The following is a 17,486-nucleotide window of genomic DNA, read 5'->3' as shown; positions in this document are numbered from 1 at the left end:
GACCGCCGAACGCAAAGGGCCCCCCACGCACCCGCCAGAGCCAACCTACCCTTGCTGCCTTCCGGCCCTGGGGGAGTTCAGTCAGATAGCGCCACGTGAGGGGCTGACCCCCACCCTAGCGGATCCGCCGCCCGGGATACGAGCCGGGAGCGACCAGGGACCGAGCAGCGCGAACGAGTTCGCGAGCACCCCTTCCGGTCTTGTATTGTTCGTCGCGGAGGATTCGCCTAGTGGCCTAGGGCGCACGCTTGGAAAGCGTGTTGGGGGCAACCCCTCACGAGTTCGAATCTCGTATCCTCCGCAGCTGGAAGGCCCGGACCGTTCACTCGGTTCGGGCCTTCTGCTTTGTCCGGCACGCGCACGCCGAAGTGTCACCTGCGCCAGAAGAGGTGATGCACCACACCGCTCGGGCTGGGCACGAGCTCCAGGTGGAAACGGTCCAGCAGTTCGTCCGGCGAGTCCCACAGCCGCAATCCGGATCCGAGCTTCACCGGTGAGACGGCCACATGGAGGGTGTCCACGAGGTCGGCGTCCAGGAACTCGCGGATGGTGGTCACCCCGCCACCCAGCCGGACGTCCTTGCCCCGTGCGGCTTCCCGAGCCTGCGCGAGAACGGTGGCGGGGTCGCCGTCCACGAAATGGAACGTGGTGTCGGAGAGCGTGAACGACGGACGTTCGTGGTGGGTCAGGACGAACACCGGCGTGTGGAAGGGCGGCTCGTCACCCCACCAACCGCGCCACTCGTCGTCGCGCCACGGACCGCGCTGGGGTCCGAACTTGTTGCGGCCCATGATCTCGGCGCCGATGTTGTGGCTGAAATCCCGGGTGAAGTAGTCGTCCAGGCCGCGGCTGCCCCCGGGGTCGGTCCGGTTGGGCCAGCTCGCCGTGGCGCCGGCCCAGGCGAAGAGCCTTCCCGGGTCGACGCCGTGGCCGAAAGGCCGCTCCAGGCTCTGGCCCTCGCCTGCGGCGACACCGTCGCCGGAGACGGAGAAGTTCTGCACGCGCAGCAGCTGATCCATGTGCTCCCTCATCCTCATCGGTTCTGTCGTCCTACATCAGGACGTCGAACGAGGCGTGGCCGAATCGACGGCGGGACACAAGATCTTCCGTGATCGATTCGGGACCGGCCTGCCCGTGCCGAATAATGGGCGCAGCGGACGTGAGGGGCAGCGCAGTGACAGACGCAGTGACAGACGCAGACACGGGCAGCGAATCCATCGGGCCGGACACCGTCGCGGCCACCGACCGGCCCGAGGCCGGGCGGAGCACGGGAAACCGGCGGTCCATGCGCCGACGGCTGGCCGTGGTCTTTCTCGTTCTGCTGGTTCTGTTCCTCCCGCCCTGGTGGACGCTGTTCGCCTCAGGCACCGACTGGCCGCTCCCGGTCTTCCTGACCGGGACGGCACTCTTCGCCGTCTGGATGGTGTCCTTCCCCTTCCTGATGGTCGCGGGGCACGGGCCACGGCACAGCGACCGGGCTGCTCGCATCGCGGACACCACCCTCGGGATGGTGTGGGTGCTGTTCACCTGGTCGGTGCTGGGCGGCCTGGTCCATCTCCTGCTGATCGGGCTCGGCGTCGGCGGCTCCGGCCGGGCCAGGGCCGTCGCCGTGGCGGTCGCCGTCGTCTCGGCCGGGCTGCTGGCCTGGGGGCACTACGAGGCCATGCGCGTGCCCCGGGTGCGGCGGCTGGACGTCCGCCTTCCGCGGCTCGGTGGCGGTCTGGACGGGACCCGTGTCGTCGTCCTGGCCGACACCCACTACGGGCCGATCGACCGCGCGCGCTGGTCCGCCCGCGTCACCGAGGCGGTCAACGCGCTCGACGCGGACGTCGTGGTCCACGCCGGTGACATCGCCGACGGCACCCCCGTACAGCGCCGGACGCAGTCCGCACCCCTCGGAGCGGTCCGGTCGCGGCTGGCCAAGGTCTACGTCACCGGCAACCACGAGTACGGCAGCGAGGCCCAGGGCTGGCTGGACCGCATGGCGGAGCTGGGCTGGGAGCCGCTGCACAACCGCCATGTCGCCGTGGAGCGCGGCGGGGACACCCTCGTACTGGCCGGCGTGGACGATGTGACCGCGGAGTCCTCCGGCCTGGCCGGACACCGGGCGGACCTGGTTGGTGCGCTGGCGGGGGCGGACCCGGATCATCCGGTCCTGCTCGTCGCCCACCAGCCCAAGTACGTACCGAAGGCCGCTGCTGCCGGCATCGACCTGCAGATCTCCGGACACACCCACGGCGGCCAGATCTGGCCGTTCCACTACCTCGTACGGACCGACCAGCCCGTGGTGCGCGGCCTGAGCCGGCACGGGGAGCGGACGCAGCTCTACACCAGCGGGGGCACCGGCTTCTGGGGGCCGCCCTTCCGGGTCTTCGCACCGAGCGAGATCACGCTGCTGACGCTGCGGTCCGGCGAGGCGCCGACCACCGCATAGCGCGGTCTGCGGGGGCGTAGACGGGAAAAGTGAACGCGGCTAGCGTTTCGCGCATGGACCCGGAGCGTGCCGCTCGGCTCGCCAACATCCGTACGCCGCGCGGCCGTTACGCGAAAGGCGTCCGTCGCCGCAAAGAGATTCTCGCGGTGGCGCTGGACGTCTTTGCGATGCTCGGCGAGAAGGGTGCGCTGATCAAGGAGATCGCCGACCGTATGGGCATGTCCCAGGCCGGCGTCCTGCGCTACTTCGGCTCGCGCGAGGGGTTGTTGATCTGGGCTCTGGCCGAGCGCGACCGGCTCGCCAAGGAGCGCATCGCCCAGGAGTCCTACGCGGACCCGATCTCGCCGATGGCCGTGACGCTGCGCCGCAGCGGTGATGTGGCCGGTCTGGTGCGGCTGTACGTGAGCATGGCGGCCGCGTCCGGCTTCCCCGACCACCCGGCGCGCGACTTCTTCGAGGTCCGCAACGGGGACATCCTCATCGCGCTGCGCGAGGGCCTCGCCGAACTGCGGGCGCAGGGCCGTATGCGCCCCGACGTCTCCCCCGACGCGATCGCACGGCTGGCTCTCGCCGCCGCGGACGGCATCCAGCACCAATGGCTTCTCGACCCCACCGTGGACATGGGCGGTGTCATCGACACCATCGTCGCCCTGGTCGTGGACCCGGCGCCGCCGCCCGGCAGCCGCGTACGCAAAGGAGATCGTCCTTGATGCACGGACACAGCCACCTCGCGTTACGCCGGGCCGCCTCCTGCGCGCTCGTCGCGTTGCTGGCGCTCGCCGGCTGCTCCCGGGACGGCGGCGAGCGCGTCCCGGAGGGACGGGCGGCGCCCACTGCGGTGCCCAAGGGCGACGCGTTCTACGACCCGCCCCGTCCGCTGCCCCCGGGCAAGCCCGGCACGGTGATCCGCCAACGCCCTTACGCGCCACCCGAGTTGAAGCTCACCCTGCCGACGCACACCTTCCTGGTGATGTATCTGAGCACCGGGACCGACGGCAAGCCGGTGCCCGCCAGTGGGCTGGTGACCGTTCCGGACGGGCCCGCACCCACCGGGGGACGGCCCGTCGCCGCCGTGGACCACGGCACGATGGGCATCGGCTCGAAGTGCGCCCCGTCCCGTATGCCGGCCTTCGCCGGGCTCGAGGACACCAGCGCGGTCGCGAAACTCCTCGCGCGCGGATACGTCGTCGCGCAGCCCGACTACATCGGCCTGGGGGTGACCGGGATCAGGCACCCGTACCTCAATGGCAGGTCCGCCGCGTACGCCACTCTCGATCTCCTTCGCGCCGCTCGCACGATCGCCAGGGAGACGAGTGCGACCTCGCTCGTCTACGGCGGATCGCAGGGCGGGCACGCGGCGCTCTGGACCGCGCATTACGCCCCCGCGTACGCCCCCGAAGTCGACCTCAAGGGCGTGGTCGCCAACGCGCCGGCGGTCGGATTCGAGTGGATGCCCGCCCTGTTCGCCCAGCAGAGCCCGGTGGCCACCCCGTACGCCGGAATGCTGCTGACCCTCATCGACGGGGCCGCGGCCGCCGACCCGAAGGTCAGACCCGCCGAGCTCCTCACCCCTCACGCGCTGACCGCCGCGAACCGCATGTGGACAGAACCCTGCATGTCCGGCGAGACCAAGATCCCGCCCACCACGGACATCCTGCGGCCCGGCGCCGATCTGGAGCCGCTCGATGCCGCACTCAAGGCCAGCGCGAGCAATGAAGTCACCACCACGGTCCCGGTGTTGCTGCCGCAGGGCGGACACGACGTGCTGAGCAACCTCAACCGGACGCTCGCCGGGGAGCTGTGCGACAAGGGCGTGCACCTGGAGTTCAAGTACTACGCCGACCAGGGACACACCATCGACGACGCCCCGCTCGACGCCTCCATCGCCTGGCTGGACGCCCGGCGCGCCGGTACGCCCGTCACCGGGAGCTGCACCTTCTGAGCGCGCGCCCTAGCGGTGCAGGTGGGCGAGGACGAGGTTCGGGTCCTTGGCGGTGACGTACGCCGCGCTGGGGACGTAGACGGTGTTGCCGCGCAGGGCGACGGAAGTGGGGTTCTGGAGGCCGTCGGCGGCGGTCAGGACGGTGGAGTGGCTGCCGTCGGGCTGGACGAGTGCGACCTCGCCGGGACCGTTGAGGGCGGCCAGGAGCTGGTCGCCTCGGCCGGTGAAGGCGAAGTCGTCGATGCCGGGCAGGCCGGTGGCCCGCGTCTGGACGGTGCCTGCGCGCCCGCTGCGGAGGATGGGGATGCGCAGGACGGTGCCGTGGTCGAGGTTGGTGGCCCAGACCGCACCGTTGTGGATCTTCAGGCCGTTGGCGCCGAGGAATCCGTCTGGGGCCAGCTCGGGGGCAGTTGACCAGGCGGTGGGGGTGCCGCCGGTGGCGGGCACGCTCCAGATGGTGCCGAGCACGGAGTCGGTGATGTAGAGGGTGCGGGTGTACGGGTCCAGCGCCAGGCCGTTGGGCAGGCCGGTGGCGGGCAGCGCGGCGATGCGCCGGGGTTCGCCGCCGGGGCGCAGGCGCCACAGGCCGGTGAGGTCGGGGGTGCCGGTGGCGTAGAGGACGTACAGGGTGCCGTCATCGGCGCGAACGATGCCCGTGGTCAGGGCGCGGCCCATGGCCGGGGTGTGGACGCCGCCGTCGGCCGGTGCGGGCAGGGTGGCCAGGATCCGGGTCGCTCCGGTCCGGGTGAGCTCGGCGACCTGGCGGGCGAAGGCGAAGGTGACGTACGCGCTGCCGTCCGGGGCCAGTGCGATGTTCTCCGGCAACTGGCCCCGGTCCAGGTCGAAATGGGCCGCGATCCGTACGCGGTCCAGCGGGGCGGAGGTGGCGGACGCCGGCGCGGGACTGATCGCCGCGACGGCCGCGACCGCTGCAACTGCCATGACGACGGCGGTCGTTGCGGTCCTGGAGAGCTTCTTGAACATGGTTCCCTCACTGTTTTCGGGCATGCGGCAGCGGTACGCCGGCGCACAGGGGATGGAATGGATGGCTCGCGCCCGGGCCGTCGTCGTCGTACGCCCAGGGCTGGTCGGGGTGGAGCGGCCGGTCAGCCGGTGCTGACCTGGGATCCCGGACGTACCGGGGTGGCCGGGGCAATGGCCTGACCGAGAAGGGTCAGCGCGGTCCGCGAGGGCGAGCCGGCCGCCGCGGTGGCGACCACGGTGGTGGGGCCGGGACCGTGGCTCAGGGTCTGCTGGGTGACGGTCAGCGTGCCGATGAGCGGGTGGCGCATCTCGTACTCGGCGACGGTGCACGCCGTGACGCGGTGGTCGGCCCACATCGAGGCGAACTCCGCGTTCTTCGCGGTCAGTTCACCCACCAACGCATGAAGAGCGGCGTCGTCCGGGTGCTCGCCGGCCGTCAGCCGCAGACTCCCCACCACGGCCCTGGCCTTGCTCGGCCAGTCCGCGTACAGCTCCCGGGTGTGGGCGTCGAGGAAGACCAGCCTGGCCATGTTGGGGCGGTCCGCCGACCGGTCGACGGCCCCGGGATCCAGATGTCCGGCGAACAGGGCATGGCCCAGCCGGTTCCATGCCAGTACGTCGCTGCGGCGGCCGACCACGACCGCGGGGACGTCCGCCAGCGCGTCGAGGAGCTGGCGGGCCGCTTCGGTCACCCGCTCCGGGGCGGGCCGCCGGCTGCCCCGGCTGCGGTGCTCGTCCGACCGGGCCAGGGCGTGCAGGTGGAGACGCTCGGACTCGTCCAGGCGCAGGGCCCTGGCTATCGCGTCCAGGACCTCCGTCGAGGCGTTCAGGGACTGCCCCTGTTCGAGCCGGGTGTAGTACGAAGCGCTCACGCCGGCCAGGAGCGCCAGCTCCTCGCGCCGCAGACCTGGCACGCGGCGGCGCTCCCCGTAGGTCGGCAACCCCACGTCCGCGGGCTGCAGTTGGGAGCGCCGCGTCTGCAGGAAGTCGCGGAGCCGCACGTTTGCGTTCATGGATCCGAGTATGGGCCGGACCGTACGAGGCAGCCTGCCCCTGCCGCGACTGGTCACCGGCCCCTCGCCGCCTGCGGTCGGTGCGCCGCGCGGCTGCGCCGACCGTCAGTTGTCCCCTGCGGGGGACGGGGACGCAGGAAGCTCCCGTACGACGAAGGTGCCGCGCGCGGGGACGGTCACGACGAGGCCGCGGTCGCGGAGGATGGACAGGGCTCGGCGGACCGTCTGGGTCCCCGCCCCGTACTCCTCCGACAGCGCCATGACGGCGGGCAGCCGCAGTCCAGGGGGGAACTCCCCCGCTCGAATCCGACGTTCAAGGATGTCCGCGAGCTGCGTGTAGTGGTACTCGGCGGCCAACGGGTCGATCTCTTCAGACATGACCGTGAACATATCGAGCCGACACCGCCCATGCATCATCAGATTCGGTCAGTATCGGTCGACCGAGGTTCACCGAGGTTGACCGTGGTTAACGTCTTTCATGAAGGGGCTCAGCGCCGACACATCAGCAACTCCCCCACAGGAGCGCCCACATGATCGAGGCCATCCGCCGCGCAGCCGCCTGGCTGCTGCTGCTCATACTCCCCGGGGCCGGTCGGCACCGGTCCGGAAACCCGCTCCGGCCCCACGTCCTGCACCGCAGGCGGCTCGCGCTCGTACTGGCCGCCGACTACGGCATCGATCTCGATCAGCGTCTGCGAGGAGTCGCCGTATGACCACCGCACAGGACAACCCCCGCCGCCCCGTCCGCATGTGCGTCGACTGCCAGATGCTGACCGACGACCCCGTCCTGGTGGCGGAGGTCCACCAGGCCACGGGTCCCGGGTTCGGCGTGTACGCCTGCCGCGCCTGCGCCCCTCAGCCGATCATGACGACGCGGGCCCAGGACGGCGGGGTGTCCGGGACGTAGTCGGGATTGTTCTCGTCCGCCCCATACGCCGGGCGCGGGAAGAGGCCCACCACCGTGCGGCACGGGGGCTGTGCGGATGGCCAGGGGGTCTGCCCGTCCGTCAGGGCCACGATCACGTCCGGGCGCGGCCGCGCCCGGAGCGCCCTCTCGAAGCCGGAGCGCAGATCCGTTCCCCCGCCGCCGACCAGCGCGATGTTCTCGCCGCGGCAGAGCGGGACGGCGATCCGGGCCGCCGTGTCGCAGGAGATCACCGAGACCAGGTCGCGCCGCCCGCCCACCGCCTGGGCGATCGCCGCCACCTCCAGCAGCGCGCTGCCCAGTTCGGCGTCGCTCACCGACCCCGAGGTGTCGATCACCACGGTCACCTTGGGCGGCGTACGGCGCAGACTCGGCAGCAGTACGCCGGGGAGCGCGGCCGACCGGCGCGAGGGGCGCCGGTAGCTGTGGTCGTCGCCGCCTCCTGACGCGGCCGCCGCGGAGCGCACCGCCGCCCCCAGCAACTGCCGCCACGGCTGCGGCGGATGGAACGCCTCGTCCGCCCACCGCCGCCACCCCTCCGGAGCCCTGCCGGGCCGGCCCTTGATCCCCTCGGCGACCCGGAAGCGGACCGCGTCCTGCTGCTGCCTGCTCAGCCCGTCCGCCCCGTCGGGCCCCAGCTCCCACGGCCGGGGCTGCCCGTCGGCCCCGCTGCCGCAGTCCAGCCAGGCGAGGTCAGCGGTGAGTCCGGACATCGAGCCCGTACGCAGGTACTCCTCCATCAGCAGCCCGTTGGCCATCCCCAGCAGCGAGGGAAGCACCACCCCTGACGGCCGGGGCAGACCGTCGCCGTAGATGTCGTCGTTGATCTCGAAGTCGGCGGCGATGTTGCGCCGCAGGCGCTCGCCCGCGCCGTACTCCTCGTGCTCGCGCGCATAGCGTTCGCCCCGCCCATGGTGGTCGCGGAGCAGGTGGGAGACCTCGTGCACCCAGACGCCCGCCAGCTCCTCCACCGGCATGCGCGCCACGAATCCCGGGGAGACGTAGCAGCGCCAGTGCGCGTCCACCGCCATCGTCGGCACGGTCCGGTCCTCCACCACGTGCAGGGCGAAGAGCGCGCCGGCCAGATACGGACGGACCTTCACCGCGTGCAGCCGGGCGGTCAGCAACTTCTCCATGTCCAACGGGAGTTGGGGCTGGTCGTACGCGGTGCCCGGGCCGGCCGGCGCCGTCGGCACGGTGACCCGCACCGGGCGCGGCGGCGCGGGGCGGGCCATCGGGTGCGGACGGGGGCGCGGCCCCGGACGCTTCACGGTGTCCGTCATCGGCGCACCCCTGCCACCGCGCGCCTGGAGTCCGCCGCCGCGACCCGCCCCACCGACGCGTCAGCGCCCCGGGTCAGGCCGATCACCGCGGCCAGCCGCTCCACCGCCCGCGGCACCTCCCAGTCGTCGCGCCGCAGCGCGGCCAGCGCCGTCGCCGGGGCGACCAGCAGGTCGGGGGCGCCGGTCTCCAGCGCCCGTACGAGCACGGCCCAACCAGCCTCCCACCTCTCCCGCTGCGGGCGCGCCCCCACGGCGGCCACCACCGCCTCCAGTGCGGCCTGCCGCAGATCGCCCCGCTCCGGCAGTTCGGCGGTGGGCGGGTCGGCGAGCAGCGCCTCGGGGTCGGGGAGTTCCATCCGGTCCAGATGGGCGAGGAGTTCGAGCCCCGGGCCGTCCCCCACCGCCCCGCGTACCAGCAGCGCGAGAACCTCCCGCGACACGGACGCCGCCGTGCCGAAGGCCAGCAGGGTCAGCGCCGCCTCCCAGCTCCGGGGCGAGGGCCAGGCACCACCGCGCCGGGTCTCGCTGGTCGGCAGCCGGTGGATCAGCGTCGGCCGGGCTTCGAGGAATCCACAGACCGCACGTCGTGCGTACGCCGCCGCCTCCGGCAGCAACTCCGGTACGAGACGGGGCAGTTCGGCCCGGGGCCAGACCCCGCCGAGGCCGCGCACGACCACGTCCCGGTCGTGCACCCAGTACAGATGCACGAAGCGATTCGCCAGCGGCGGGCTCAGCTCCCAGCCGTCCGCCGCCGATGCGCGCGGATTGGCCGCGGCCACGATCCTTACGCCCGGGGGCAGTTGGAGCGCGCCGACCTTCCGCTCCAGTACGACGCGGAGCAGCGCGGCCTGGACGGCCGGGGTGGCGGTGGAGAGTTCGTCGAGGAAGAGCAGGCCGCGTCCGGCCCGGACCAGCTCGACGGCCCACTGCGGGGGCGCCATCGGCACGCCCTGCACCGCCGGGTCGTCGCCGACGATGGGCAGCCCGGAGAAGTCGGTCGGCTCGTGGACGCTGGCGATGACGGTGGTCAGCGGCAGGTCGAGGGAGGCGGCGAGCTGGGTGAGGGCAGCGGTCTTGCCGATGCCGGGCTCGCCCCAGAGCAGTACGGGAAGGTCGGCGGCGACGGCGAGGGTGAGCGCTTCGAGCTGTTCGTCGGGGCGCGGCTCGGTGGTTGTGGTCCGCAGCAGGGCCAACAGGTCGTCGGCGACAAGGAGTTGGGTGTCGGTCGCGGGCAGGAGGGTGCTGGGCATCATGGGCATCACCTGGGGAGGAGTAGGGGTGGTGGAGGCGTACGACGCGTGGGCGGCGTCAGGTCACGCCATGCCGGTACGGGGCCGGCTGCGGGCACTGCGCTTGCGGCGGATCGCGAAGGGCGTACGGCGCTCGATCCGGGGGCGGCGCATGACCCCACCGGCAGCGGGATGCTCGTCGCCAAGACCCGAACGGAAGAGACCGTGGTCGATGCGGCGTTCCGCAGCCGACTCCAGCTCCTCCCGCAGTGGCCCGTCGCGCAGGACCGCACGGGAACCGAGCAGCCCCTCGACCACGTGCAGCGCCCCGGCGACGTCACCGTGGCCGAGCCGCTCCCGTACGGCGGGCAGCGCCTCGGGGTCACGGTGCACGGCGTCGATCGCGCGCAGACAGGGCAACGGGGGCCCGCCGAGGGCGACCAGCAGTTCCTCCCGGCCGAGTTGGGCCGGGTCGTGGTCGACCGCCGTCAGCACCCCGTCGCGCAGGGCGATCCGGTGGATCTCGCCGCGGCACTCCACGCGGTGCGGGTCGCCGGCCGCACCGGCAGGCGTCGCCACCGCGGCGTCGACCCCCGCCAGGGCGGTGGCGACGAGCGGGTGCAGCCGGTCGGGCGCGATCAGCCCGGCCCGCAGCAGCTCCAGATCCGGCAGAACCCTGGCCGCCACCTCGGGCAGCACCGGGAGCGCGCCGGCCTCCTGCGCCGGCAGCGCTTCGAGGAGCGGCCGGAACGTCGGGGCGTGGCTGTCGTCGGGCGCGGTGAGTTCGAGTACGGCGCGGGTCCGCGCATCGAGCCGTACAGCGAAGGCCCCGCGCGGGCGGCCCTCGGCGGCCAGCAGCAGCTCGGCCTCGTCGGCCCAACGCGCCGATGCCCATGGGGAGTCCGACGGTGCGGAGGCGCCGCACCGGCGCCCCAGTTCGCCGCTCAGCCCCGGGTCCCAGAGATGCCGGTGCAGGTCGAGCCGGAAGCGCCGGTCGGGGTGCGGGTGCGGATGGTGCTCCGGGGCGTCGGACCCTGACTCGTCCCAGAGAGTCAGCGACATGCGCTGCCCTGCGTCCGCCCAGGCCGGTGGCGTACGCACCACCAGCTGCACGGGCACATCACCCCAACTGCCGTACCGACAGAGGGAGATGGTCAGTCCGGGCCGCAGCCGCCCGTCGGGGGCGATCCGGGGCATGTGCCAGCGGAGCAGATCCGGTGCCAGGCGGCGCAGGTCTGCCCGGAGGCGGTGGGCGAATGCGGTGCCGTGGCGGTCGCGCACGGCGCGCAGATCGAGATCGGTGTCGACGCGGGCGGCGGCACAGGCCCCCGCCCAGTCACCGGCCGCACGCCGTGCGGTCGCGGTCTCGATCATGGACGGTGGCACGGCGTACTCGCGTACGCGCTGCCACATCAACAGGTGGGACGGAATCGTGGACGCGAAGTGAAGTGCCATCAGCACTCACCTTGCGTGGACGATTCCCCCGATCCGTACGAGGAGTTGTTGTTCATCCCCACGATCATAAGCACCCCGTCGAGAATCTGTCAGCCCGCTTTCCGCGCCAGGATGCGGAAGACCCCTCGCACTGGTCTCCAAGTGCACTCCGGTGGCTCCGCACCCGGTTTTACTTGCCGCTGTCCTCGGCGAGAGTGTGGGCGACCAGGGCATTGGCGTGTCCGTGTCCGATGCCGTGCTCGGTCTTGAGCCAGCCGACGAGCTCCATGTGCTTGGTAAGGGGCGAGGAGCGGATGAGCCCCTTCCACTCCTCGATCGGGCGGCCGTACTTCTTCTCGATGGAGGGGAAGTAGCTGGCGGGGCCCTTCACGGGTTCAGTCATGGCCGGTGATCCGTTCGTCTGCGTCGTGGTGGTCGTGTTGTCCGTATGACCTGGGCGAAGGGGCGGAGTCATCGCTACAGAGATCGTGACACGCGTCACACCCCGGCTGCCACGCGTGCCGGCGTACGGCGGCCTGCCGCCGAGTTGCCGGGCGCCCCCGGCTGGGGTGCTCTGGTGTGACGACCCGAGCACCCGAGAGGCCCGCCATGACAGCCGAGCCGGACCCGCAAGCCCTGGAAACGTACGCCTTCACCTGCGGAGACTGCGGGAAATCCTGGGAGGAGAGCTACGAGCACGAGGGCGCCAGGTACCTCGTCAACGGCACCCCGGTCCGCTCACCGCTGGCCTACGCCGAGTGCCCCGGCTGCGAGAGCCGCACCGTCCACGTCATGACGCCCGAGCTGCTGCGCCGGGCCCAGGCCGCGGAGCACACCAAGCCCGAACGCCACCAGCACTTCCCCCGCCTCCACCGCCACTAATCGGCGCAGTACCGCGCCACCGTGTCGGCAAAAGCCCTGGCCAGCGGCGACAGCGCCGTCCACCGCCGCACCGCCCAGCCGACCGAGAGCGGCGGCAGCGCGGGTACGGGCACGAGCCGCAGCCCGGGGTGGACGGGCCCCGGCAGCGCGGGCACCACCGCGCTGCCCAGTCCCAGCTCGGCCAGGTGCATGGCGGTGTCCCAGTCGGCGACCCCGGTGCCGCCGTCCTGCCGTACCCCGAACTCCCGGAAGCTCGCGTCGAGATGGGCCCGTGACGTGGAGTTCCCGGGGAGCCTGATCAGCTGCAGTCCGGCCAGCTCGGCGGGCTCGATCCGCTCCCGCGACGCCAGCGGATCCGAGGCCCCGACCGCGAGCACCCACGGCAGCTCGACGACGGGCCGCTGCTCGATGCCGCGCACCGGGGCGCCCACCGTGATCCACGCCAGGTCCACATCGTGCTCGGCGAGCGCGTCGAAGCAGCTCTTGCTGGAGCTCTCGGTACGGAACTCCAGGCCGACCCCCGGGGAGCGCCGCCGGAAGTCGACGATCGCCTCGGACATGAAGTGCCGTACGGTCGTGCCCCCCGTGGTGATACGGACCGAACCGCCGTCCCCGCGCGCCAGTTCGGCCAGTTGCCGCAACGCGAGATCGAGCCCGCCGATCCCCTCCTCCGCGGCGGCCCGCAGGATGCGCCCCGCCGCCGTGGGCACGACCCCGCGCGGGTGGCGCTCCACCAGCCCCACGCCGACCTCCCGCTCCAGACGCTTCACGTGCTGGCTCACGGCCGACTGCGTACAGGAGAGGTCGCGGGCCACGGCGCTGAGACTGCCCGCACGGCAGACGGCGACGAAGACACGGAGGTCGTCAAGGGTCATGGGGGCGAAGCTATCCCTAAGACCGATGCAAGAAAACCCTAGGATTGACTTGGGTCACGCGCCTCCCGGATGATCCTCTGAGGGCCCCAGGGCGGCAACCCGTCCAGACATGTCGCGACATGCCGGACGGGTGTCGACCCGCCTCAACGCACGGCAACGAAAGGCGAGTTGTGGACCCCCTGGAAGCGGTGGCGATCGGTGGAGCCGGAATCGCCGCAGGAGCCATCAACGCGGTGGTCGGCTCCGGCACCCTCATCACCTTCCCCACCCTCCTCGCCTTCGGCTACCCGCCGGTCCTGGCCAACGTCTCCAACAACGTCGGCCTCGTCCCCGGCGTCCTGTCCGGCGCGTACGGCTACCGCCGCGAGCTCAAGGGCCAGCGAGCACGCCTGATCCGCTTCGGCGCCGCCTCCCTCGTCGGCGGCCTGGTCGGCGCCCTGCTCCTGCTCCAACTCCCCGCCGAGGCCTTCCAGTCGGTGGTCCCGGTCCTGATCCTGACCGCCTGCGTCCTGGTCCTCCTGCAGCCCCGCCTCAGCCGCTGGGCCCAGCAGCGCCAGGCCCGCGAGGACGGCGGCATCCCGCTCTGGCTGGGCGTGCTCGGCACCGGGGTGTACGGCGGCTACTTCGGCGCCGCCCAGGGCGTCCTGCTCATGGGCCTGTTCGGCACCTTCATCCGCGACACGATGCAGCGCCTGAACGCCATGAAGAACGTCCTCGCCTCGATCGTCAACGGCGTCGCCGCCGTCGTCTTCATCGCGGTCTCCGAGGTCGACTGGGCGGTGGCCGGACTGATCGCCGCGGGCTCGACCGTCGGCGGCCTGCTGGGCTCCAAGGTGGGCCGCAACCTGCCGCCGACGGTCCTGCGCTGGGTCATCGTCGTGGTCGGCACAACGGCATCGGTCATCATGATCGTGCGCTGAACCGAGGCAGCCTCGGAGCCGCCCTCAGCGCCGCCGCGTACCGAAGATCGACCGCGAGATCTCCCGCCCGATCTGCGTGCCCATCGACCGCGCCAGCGAGGCGAACATCCCGCTGCCGACGACCTGTTGGGCCAGCGAGGCGTCCTGTTTGCTCGGCGCCTTAGCCGCCTCCTTCTCCGCCGCGGCGGTCTCGGCCGCCAGGACCGCGGCAGCCTCCACCGCCTGCTGCTCGGCGGTGAGCTTCTCGAAGGCCGACTCGCGGTCCACCGCCTCCGCGTAACGCCCGTACAGCAGCGAGGACTTGACTGCCTGGTCGAGAGCGGCCCCGTCGATCGGCCCCATCAGCGACTCCGGCGCACGCAGCCGCGTCGCGGCCACCGGCGTCGGCGCACCCTTCTCGCTCAGTACGGTGATGACGGCCTCGCCCGTGCCCAGACCCGTCAGCAACTCCTCCAGGTCGTAAGGCGAGTTGGGGAAGGTCTTCACCGTCGCCTTCAGCGCCTTCGCGTCGTCCGGCGTGAACGCGCGCAGCGCGTGCTGCACCCGGTTGCCGAGCTGCGCCAGCACATCCGCCGGCACATCCTTCGGGGTCTGCGTGACGAAGAAAATACCCACGCCCTTCGAGCGGATCAGCCGCACGGTCTGCGTGATCGACTCCAAGAAGGCCTTCGAAGCGCCGTTGAAGAGCAGATGCGCCTCGTCGAAGAAGAAGACGAGCTTGGGCCGGTCGAGGTCCCCGACCTCCGGCAGCCGCTGGTACAGATCGGCGAGCAGCCACATCAGGAAGGTCGAGAAGAGCTGCGGCTTGTCCTGTACGGCGGGCAGCTCAAGGACGGACACCAGCCCGCGCCCGTCCTGCGCCAGCCGCATCAGCTCGCTCGTGTCGAACTCCGGCTCCCCGAAGAACTCGCTCGCACCCTGCTGCTCGAAGGCCGTGATCGCCCGCAGGATCACCCCTGCGGTGACCGTGGACAGTCCGCCGATCCCCTTCAGCTCGCCCTTGCCCACGTCCGAGACGAGGAAGGCGACGACCGCGCGCAGATCCTTGAGGTCGACCAGCTCCAGGCCCTTGGAGTCCGCGTAATGGAAGATCAGGCCGAGCGACTGCTCCTGCGTCTGGTTGAGCTGGAGCACCTTGGAGAGCAGTACGGGACCGAAGCTCGTCACCGATGCGCGCAGCGGGATGCCGGGGCCGATGCCGCCGAGTCCGTAGAACTCGCACGGGAAGCCCTTGCCCTCCCACGCCTGCCCGACCTCGCCTGAGCGCTCCTGCACCTTCTCGTTCGTCTCGCCGGGCACCGAGATGCCCGAGACGTCGCCCTTGATGTCGGCGAGGAAGACCGGGACGCCGTTGGCCGAGAGCTGCTCGGCCATCAGCTGCAGGGTCTTGGTCTTGCCGGTGCCGGTGGCGCCCGCGACGAGTCCGTGCCGGTTGAGCATGGAGAGCGGGATCCGGATCTGGGCGTCCGCATGGCACTGCCCGTCCCAGAGCAGCGCACCCAGATCCAGCGCGGGCCCGGTGAAGCTGTACCCGGCCGCGATCTCCAGCGCCGGCTGGGGCAGCGCGGGCGCGGACGTCACCTTCTCGGGTACGACTTCGGGCACGGCCTGCGCCGCGGCCTCGGGCGCGGTCTCGGGCGCGGTCGGGGGCTCTGCCTGGGGCGTCGTCTCGGGGGACTCGGCCCCTGGAACGGACGCCTCCGGTGCCACCAGCGGCTCACTGTCACTCATCACATGCCCCCGATTCCGGGTTTGCGGGCGTTTGTCCACCATCGCACTGCCTCCCCATGGCTGCGCCCGGAGCCGCTTCCCCGGTAGGCTTTCCGTGTGATCTTCAAGCGCATCGGAAGCGGCCGGCCGTACCCCGACCACGGCCGGGAATCCACCCGGCAGTGGGCGGACGTCGCGCCGCGCCCGGTCCGGCTCGATCAGCTCGTGACCACCAAGGGCCAGCTGGACCTCGAAACGCTGCTCGCCGAGGACTCGACCTTCTACGGCGACCTCTTCGCGCACGTGGTGAAGTGGCAGGGCGACCTGTATCTGGAGGACGGCCTGCACCGCGCGGTCCGCGCCGCGCTCCAGCAGCGTCAGGTTCTGCACGCCCGCGTGCTCGAACTCGGCTGAACCAAGCACGAAACTGCGCCTTTTGGGCCTTTTTTGACACGCGCGGCGGCCAGCCAATGATCATTTAGTACTCATCGCGGCCGACCCGCACTACGCTGCGCCCATGAGCATGCTCACACCCCCCGGCATGGGCGGAAAGTACCGCATCACGGGTGACAGGTACCCGCGGATGCGACGCCCCCGCCGCCGCGGCCGCCTGATCACCCTGATCGTGGCCGCAGCGGCCGCCCTCTCCCTCGCCGGATGGGGAACGCTGCAGCTCATCGATGTCTTCACCGGAAACGGACCGAAGAAGTCCGCCAAGGTCGCCACCGCGGCGGGCGCGGGCGACCAGAAGCCCGACTGCAAGGTCACCAAGGCGCCCAAGGCCCCCGTGACCGCGGTCCCCGCGAAGAACCTCCCCAAGCCGGCCAAGGTCATGGTCAACGTCTACAACGCGACGGCCCGCGGCGGCCTCGCCAAGACGACCGCGGACGAGCTGAAGAAGCGCGGCTTCGACGTCGGCAAGGTGGGCAACGCCCCGGCCGCGTACAACAACAAGGTCACCGGCACCGGGATACTGCTCGGCCCCCCGCAGGCGACGAGGGGCGGGTTCACCGTCCTCGGTACGCAGCTCGCCGGCACCGAGCAGAAGGTCGACGCCCGCAAGACCGGCGACATCGACCTGATCCTCGGCAACGACTTCAAGGCCCTGAGCACGCAGAAGGACGCCGCCGAGGCGCTGGACGCACTGGTCCACCCCTCGAAGGCGCCCTCCGGAAAGTGCTGAGGCGCGATAAGGCCCGGTCCTAGTCGACCGTCCCGTACATCCGGTCACCCGCGTCGCCGAGCCCCGGCACGATGTAGCCGTGCTCGTTGAGCCGCTCGTCGACCGAGGCCGTGACGACCGTCACCGGCGTGCCCGCCAGCTCGCGCTCCATGACCTCGACGCCCTCGGGCGCCGCGAGCAGCACGACCGCGGTCACGTCGTCCGCGCCGCGCTTGATCAGCTCCTGGATCGCCGCGACGAGCGTGCCGCCGGTGGCGAGCATCGGGTCCAGTACGTACACCTGGCGGCCCGAGAGGTCCTCGGGCATCCGCGTCGCGTACGTGGAGGCCTCCAGGGTCTCCTCGTTGCGGATCATGCCCAGGAAGCCCACCTCGGCGGTCGGCAGCAGCCGCACCATGCCGTCCAGCATGCCGAGACCGGCACGCAGGATCGGGACGACGAGCGGCCGCGGGTAGGAGAGCTTCACGCCGGTCGTGGGGGTGACCGGGGTCTCGACGTCGACGACCTCCGTGCGCACGTCCCGGGTGGCCTCGTACGCGAGCAGGGTGACCAGCTCGTCGGCGAGGCGGCGGAAGGTGGCGGAGTCGGTGCGCTTGTCGCGCAGCGTGGTGAGCTTGTGTGCCACCAGCGGGTGGTCGACGACATGAATACGCATACGACAACGGTAACCGG

General features: G+C 71.6%; 20 protein-coding genes, 1 tRNA gene and 1 other RNA gene. 10 read left to right on the top strand and 12 right to left on the bottom strand.

Annotated elements, in window-relative coordinates; all coding sequences use genetic code 11:
• Positions 1 to 12: 12 nt before the first annotated feature.
• An RNA gene (ffs, locus tag AB0H78_RS03955) (signal recognition particle sRNA small type) lies at positions 13 to 107 on the bottom strand.
• 109 nt (positions 108 to 216) lie between these two features.
• On the opposite strand from ffs, the gene AB0H78_RS03950 reads away from it, so the two are divergent.
• A tRNA-Ser gene (locus tag AB0H78_RS03950) sits at positions 217 to 301 on the top strand.
• A 70-nt stretch (positions 302 to 371) separates the two neighbouring features.
• Here the strand turns inward: AB0H78_RS03950 and AB0H78_RS03945 are convergent.
• On the bottom strand, positions 372 to 1,019 hold the full coding sequence (locus AB0H78_RS03945) for a dihydrofolate reductase family protein (protein WP_363232615.1): 648 nt from the start codon (positions 1,017 to 1,019) through the stop codon (positions 372 to 374).
• A gap of 266 nt (positions 1,020 to 1,285) precedes the next feature.
• On the opposite strand from AB0H78_RS03945, the gene AB0H78_RS03940 reads away from it, so the two are divergent.
• The 3 genes from AB0H78_RS03940 to AB0H78_RS03930 are packed head-to-tail and all read left to right on the top strand — an operon-like array spanning position 1,286 to position 4,376.
• Positions 1,286 to 2,434, top strand: a complete 1,149-nt coding sequence (locus AB0H78_RS03940; protein WP_363232712.1) for a metallophosphoesterase — start codon at positions 1,286 to 1,288, stop codon at positions 2,432 to 2,434.
• Between the two features lie 53 nt (positions 2,435 to 2,487).
• Complete coding sequence (locus AB0H78_RS03935) at positions 2,488 to 3,144, top strand: TetR/AcrR family transcriptional regulator (protein ID WP_363232614.1); 657 nt, start codon at positions 2,488 to 2,490, stop codon at positions 3,142 to 3,144.
• A complete protein-coding gene (locus tag AB0H78_RS03930; RefSeq protein WP_363232613.1) occupies positions 3,144 to 4,376 on the top strand; it encodes a lipase family protein in 1,233 nt (410 codons plus the stop codon). The genes AB0H78_RS03935 and AB0H78_RS03930 overlap by 1 nt, the downstream gene beginning before the upstream one ends.
• Positions 4,377 to 4,385: 9 nt before the next feature.
• On the opposite strand, the gene AB0H78_RS03925 is transcribed toward AB0H78_RS03930, so the two are convergent.
• From AB0H78_RS03925 to AB0H78_RS03915, 3 genes are all read right to left on the bottom strand, one after another.
• Positions 4,386 to 5,360: a hypothetical protein gene (locus tag AB0H78_RS03925; RefSeq protein WP_363232711.1), complete on the bottom strand. Its 975-nt coding sequence runs from the start codon at positions 5,358 to 5,360 to the stop codon at positions 4,386 to 4,388.
• 122 nt (positions 5,361 to 5,482) lie between these two features.
• The gene (locus AB0H78_RS03920) at positions 5,483 to 6,373 is read right to left on the bottom strand and encodes a helix-turn-helix transcriptional regulator (RefSeq protein ID WP_363232612.1); all 891 of its coding nucleotides are present in this window, start codon (positions 6,371 to 6,373) and stop codon (positions 5,483 to 5,485) included.
• A gap of 105 nt (positions 6,374 to 6,478) precedes the next feature.
• Positions 6,479 to 6,751: a winged helix-turn-helix domain-containing protein gene (locus tag AB0H78_RS03915; RefSeq protein WP_363232611.1), complete on the bottom strand. Its 273-nt coding sequence runs from the start codon at positions 6,749 to 6,751 to the stop codon at positions 6,479 to 6,481.
• Positions 6,752 to 6,903: 152 nt separating this feature from the next.
• Here AB0H78_RS03915 and AB0H78_RS03910 point away from each other — a divergent pair, with 152 nt between their 5' ends.
• Positions 6,904 to 7,086: a hypothetical protein gene (locus AB0H78_RS03910; protein WP_363232610.1), complete on the top strand. Its 183-nt coding sequence runs from the start codon at positions 6,904 to 6,906 to the stop codon at positions 7,084 to 7,086.
• Positions 7,083 to 7,280, top strand: coding sequence for a hypothetical protein (locus AB0H78_RS03905; RefSeq protein ID WP_363232609.1), 198 nt, complete (start codon positions 7,083 to 7,085; stop codon positions 7,278 to 7,280). The genes AB0H78_RS03910 and AB0H78_RS03905 overlap by 4 nt, the downstream gene beginning before the upstream one ends.
• On the opposite strand, the gene AB0H78_RS03900 is transcribed toward AB0H78_RS03905, so the two are convergent.
• The 4 genes from AB0H78_RS03900 to AB0H78_RS03885 all read right to left on the bottom strand — a co-directional run bounded on the left by AB0H78_RS03900 (position 7,229) and on the right by AB0H78_RS03885 (position 11,647).
• Entirely contained in the window at positions 7,229 to 8,581 is a 1,353-nt protein-coding gene (locus tag AB0H78_RS03900; RefSeq protein WP_363232608.1) for a VWA-like domain-containing protein, read from the bottom strand. The genes AB0H78_RS03905 and AB0H78_RS03900 overlap by 52 nt on opposite strands.
• A complete protein-coding gene (locus tag AB0H78_RS03895; RefSeq protein WP_363232607.1) occupies positions 8,578 to 9,834 on the bottom strand; it encodes a MoxR family ATPase in 1,257 nt (418 codons plus the stop codon). The genes AB0H78_RS03900 and AB0H78_RS03895 overlap by 4 nt, the downstream gene beginning before the upstream one ends.
• A 60-nt stretch (positions 9,835 to 9,894) precedes the next feature.
• A complete protein-coding gene (locus tag AB0H78_RS03890) occupies positions 9,895 to 11,265 on the bottom strand; it encodes a hypothetical protein (protein WP_363232606.1) in 1,371 nt (456 codons plus the stop codon).
• A 169-nt stretch (positions 11,266 to 11,434) separates the two neighbouring features.
• Positions 11,435 to 11,647 (bottom strand): DUF4287 domain-containing protein, encoded by a 213-nt coding sequence (locus AB0H78_RS03885; protein WP_363232605.1) that lies wholly within the window; start codon positions 11,645 to 11,647, stop codon positions 11,435 to 11,437.
• A 206-nt stretch (positions 11,648 to 11,853) separates the two neighbouring features.
• Here AB0H78_RS03885 and AB0H78_RS03880 point away from each other — a divergent pair, with 206 nt between their 5' ends.
• The gene (locus AB0H78_RS03880; RefSeq protein ID WP_363232604.1) at positions 11,854 to 12,126 is read left to right on the top strand and encodes a hypothetical protein; all 273 of its coding nucleotides are present in this window, start codon (positions 11,854 to 11,856) and stop codon (positions 12,124 to 12,126) included.
• On the opposite strand, the gene AB0H78_RS03875 is transcribed toward AB0H78_RS03880, so the two are convergent.
• Positions 12,123 to 13,001 (bottom strand): LysR family transcriptional regulator, encoded by an 879-nt coding sequence (locus AB0H78_RS03875; RefSeq protein WP_363232603.1) that lies wholly within the window; start codon positions 12,999 to 13,001, stop codon positions 12,123 to 12,125. The two genes, AB0H78_RS03880 and AB0H78_RS03875, sit on opposite strands and share 4 nt — an antisense overlap.
• Before the next feature lie 170 nt (positions 13,002 to 13,171).
• Here AB0H78_RS03875 and AB0H78_RS03870 point away from each other — a divergent pair, with 170 nt between their 5' ends.
• Positions 13,172 to 13,921: a sulfite exporter TauE/SafE family protein gene (locus AB0H78_RS03870; RefSeq protein WP_363232602.1), complete on the top strand. Its 750-nt coding sequence runs from the start codon at positions 13,172 to 13,174 to the stop codon at positions 13,919 to 13,921.
• A 24-nt stretch (positions 13,922 to 13,945) separates the two neighbouring features.
• Here the strand turns inward: AB0H78_RS03870 and AB0H78_RS03865 are convergent, their stop codons facing one another.
• Positions 13,946 to 15,652, bottom strand: coding sequence for a helicase HerA-like domain-containing protein (locus AB0H78_RS03865; RefSeq protein ID WP_363232601.1), 1,707 nt, complete (start codon positions 15,650 to 15,652; stop codon positions 13,946 to 13,948).
• A gap of 96 nt (positions 15,653 to 15,748) precedes the next feature.
• Between AB0H78_RS03865 and AB0H78_RS03860 the strand changes: the two genes are divergently transcribed.
• Together AB0H78_RS03860 and AB0H78_RS03855 are read left to right on the top strand one after the other, a co-directional pair.
• Positions 15,749 to 16,045 carry a type II toxin-antitoxin system VapB family antitoxin gene (locus AB0H78_RS03860; protein ID WP_329120304.1) on the top strand — a complete coding sequence of 99 codons (297 nt, stop codon included), beginning with the start codon at positions 15,749 to 15,751 and terminating at the stop codon, positions 16,043 to 16,045.
• 103 nt (positions 16,046 to 16,148) lie between these two features.
• On the top strand, positions 16,149 to 16,814 hold the full coding sequence (locus AB0H78_RS03855; protein WP_363232600.1) for a LytR C-terminal domain-containing protein: 666 nt from the start codon (positions 16,149 to 16,151) through the stop codon (positions 16,812 to 16,814).
• A gap of 19 nt (positions 16,815 to 16,833) precedes the next feature.
• On the opposite strand, the gene upp is transcribed toward AB0H78_RS03855, so the two are convergent.
• Positions 16,834 to 17,469 (bottom strand): uracil phosphoribosyltransferase, encoded by a 636-nt coding sequence (gene upp / locus AB0H78_RS03850; RefSeq protein ID WP_363232599.1) that lies wholly within the window; start codon positions 17,467 to 17,469, stop codon positions 16,834 to 16,836.
• Positions 17,470 to 17,486: the final 17 nt, after the last annotated feature.

The organism is Streptomyces sp. NPDC050738, from assembly GCF_040654175.1.
GTDB lineage: Bacteria > Actinomycetota > Actinomycetes > Streptomycetales > Streptomycetaceae > Streptomyces.
The sequence above is the reverse complement of the archived record's forward strand: the minus strand, read 5'-3'. Positions and strand labels throughout refer to the sequence as shown.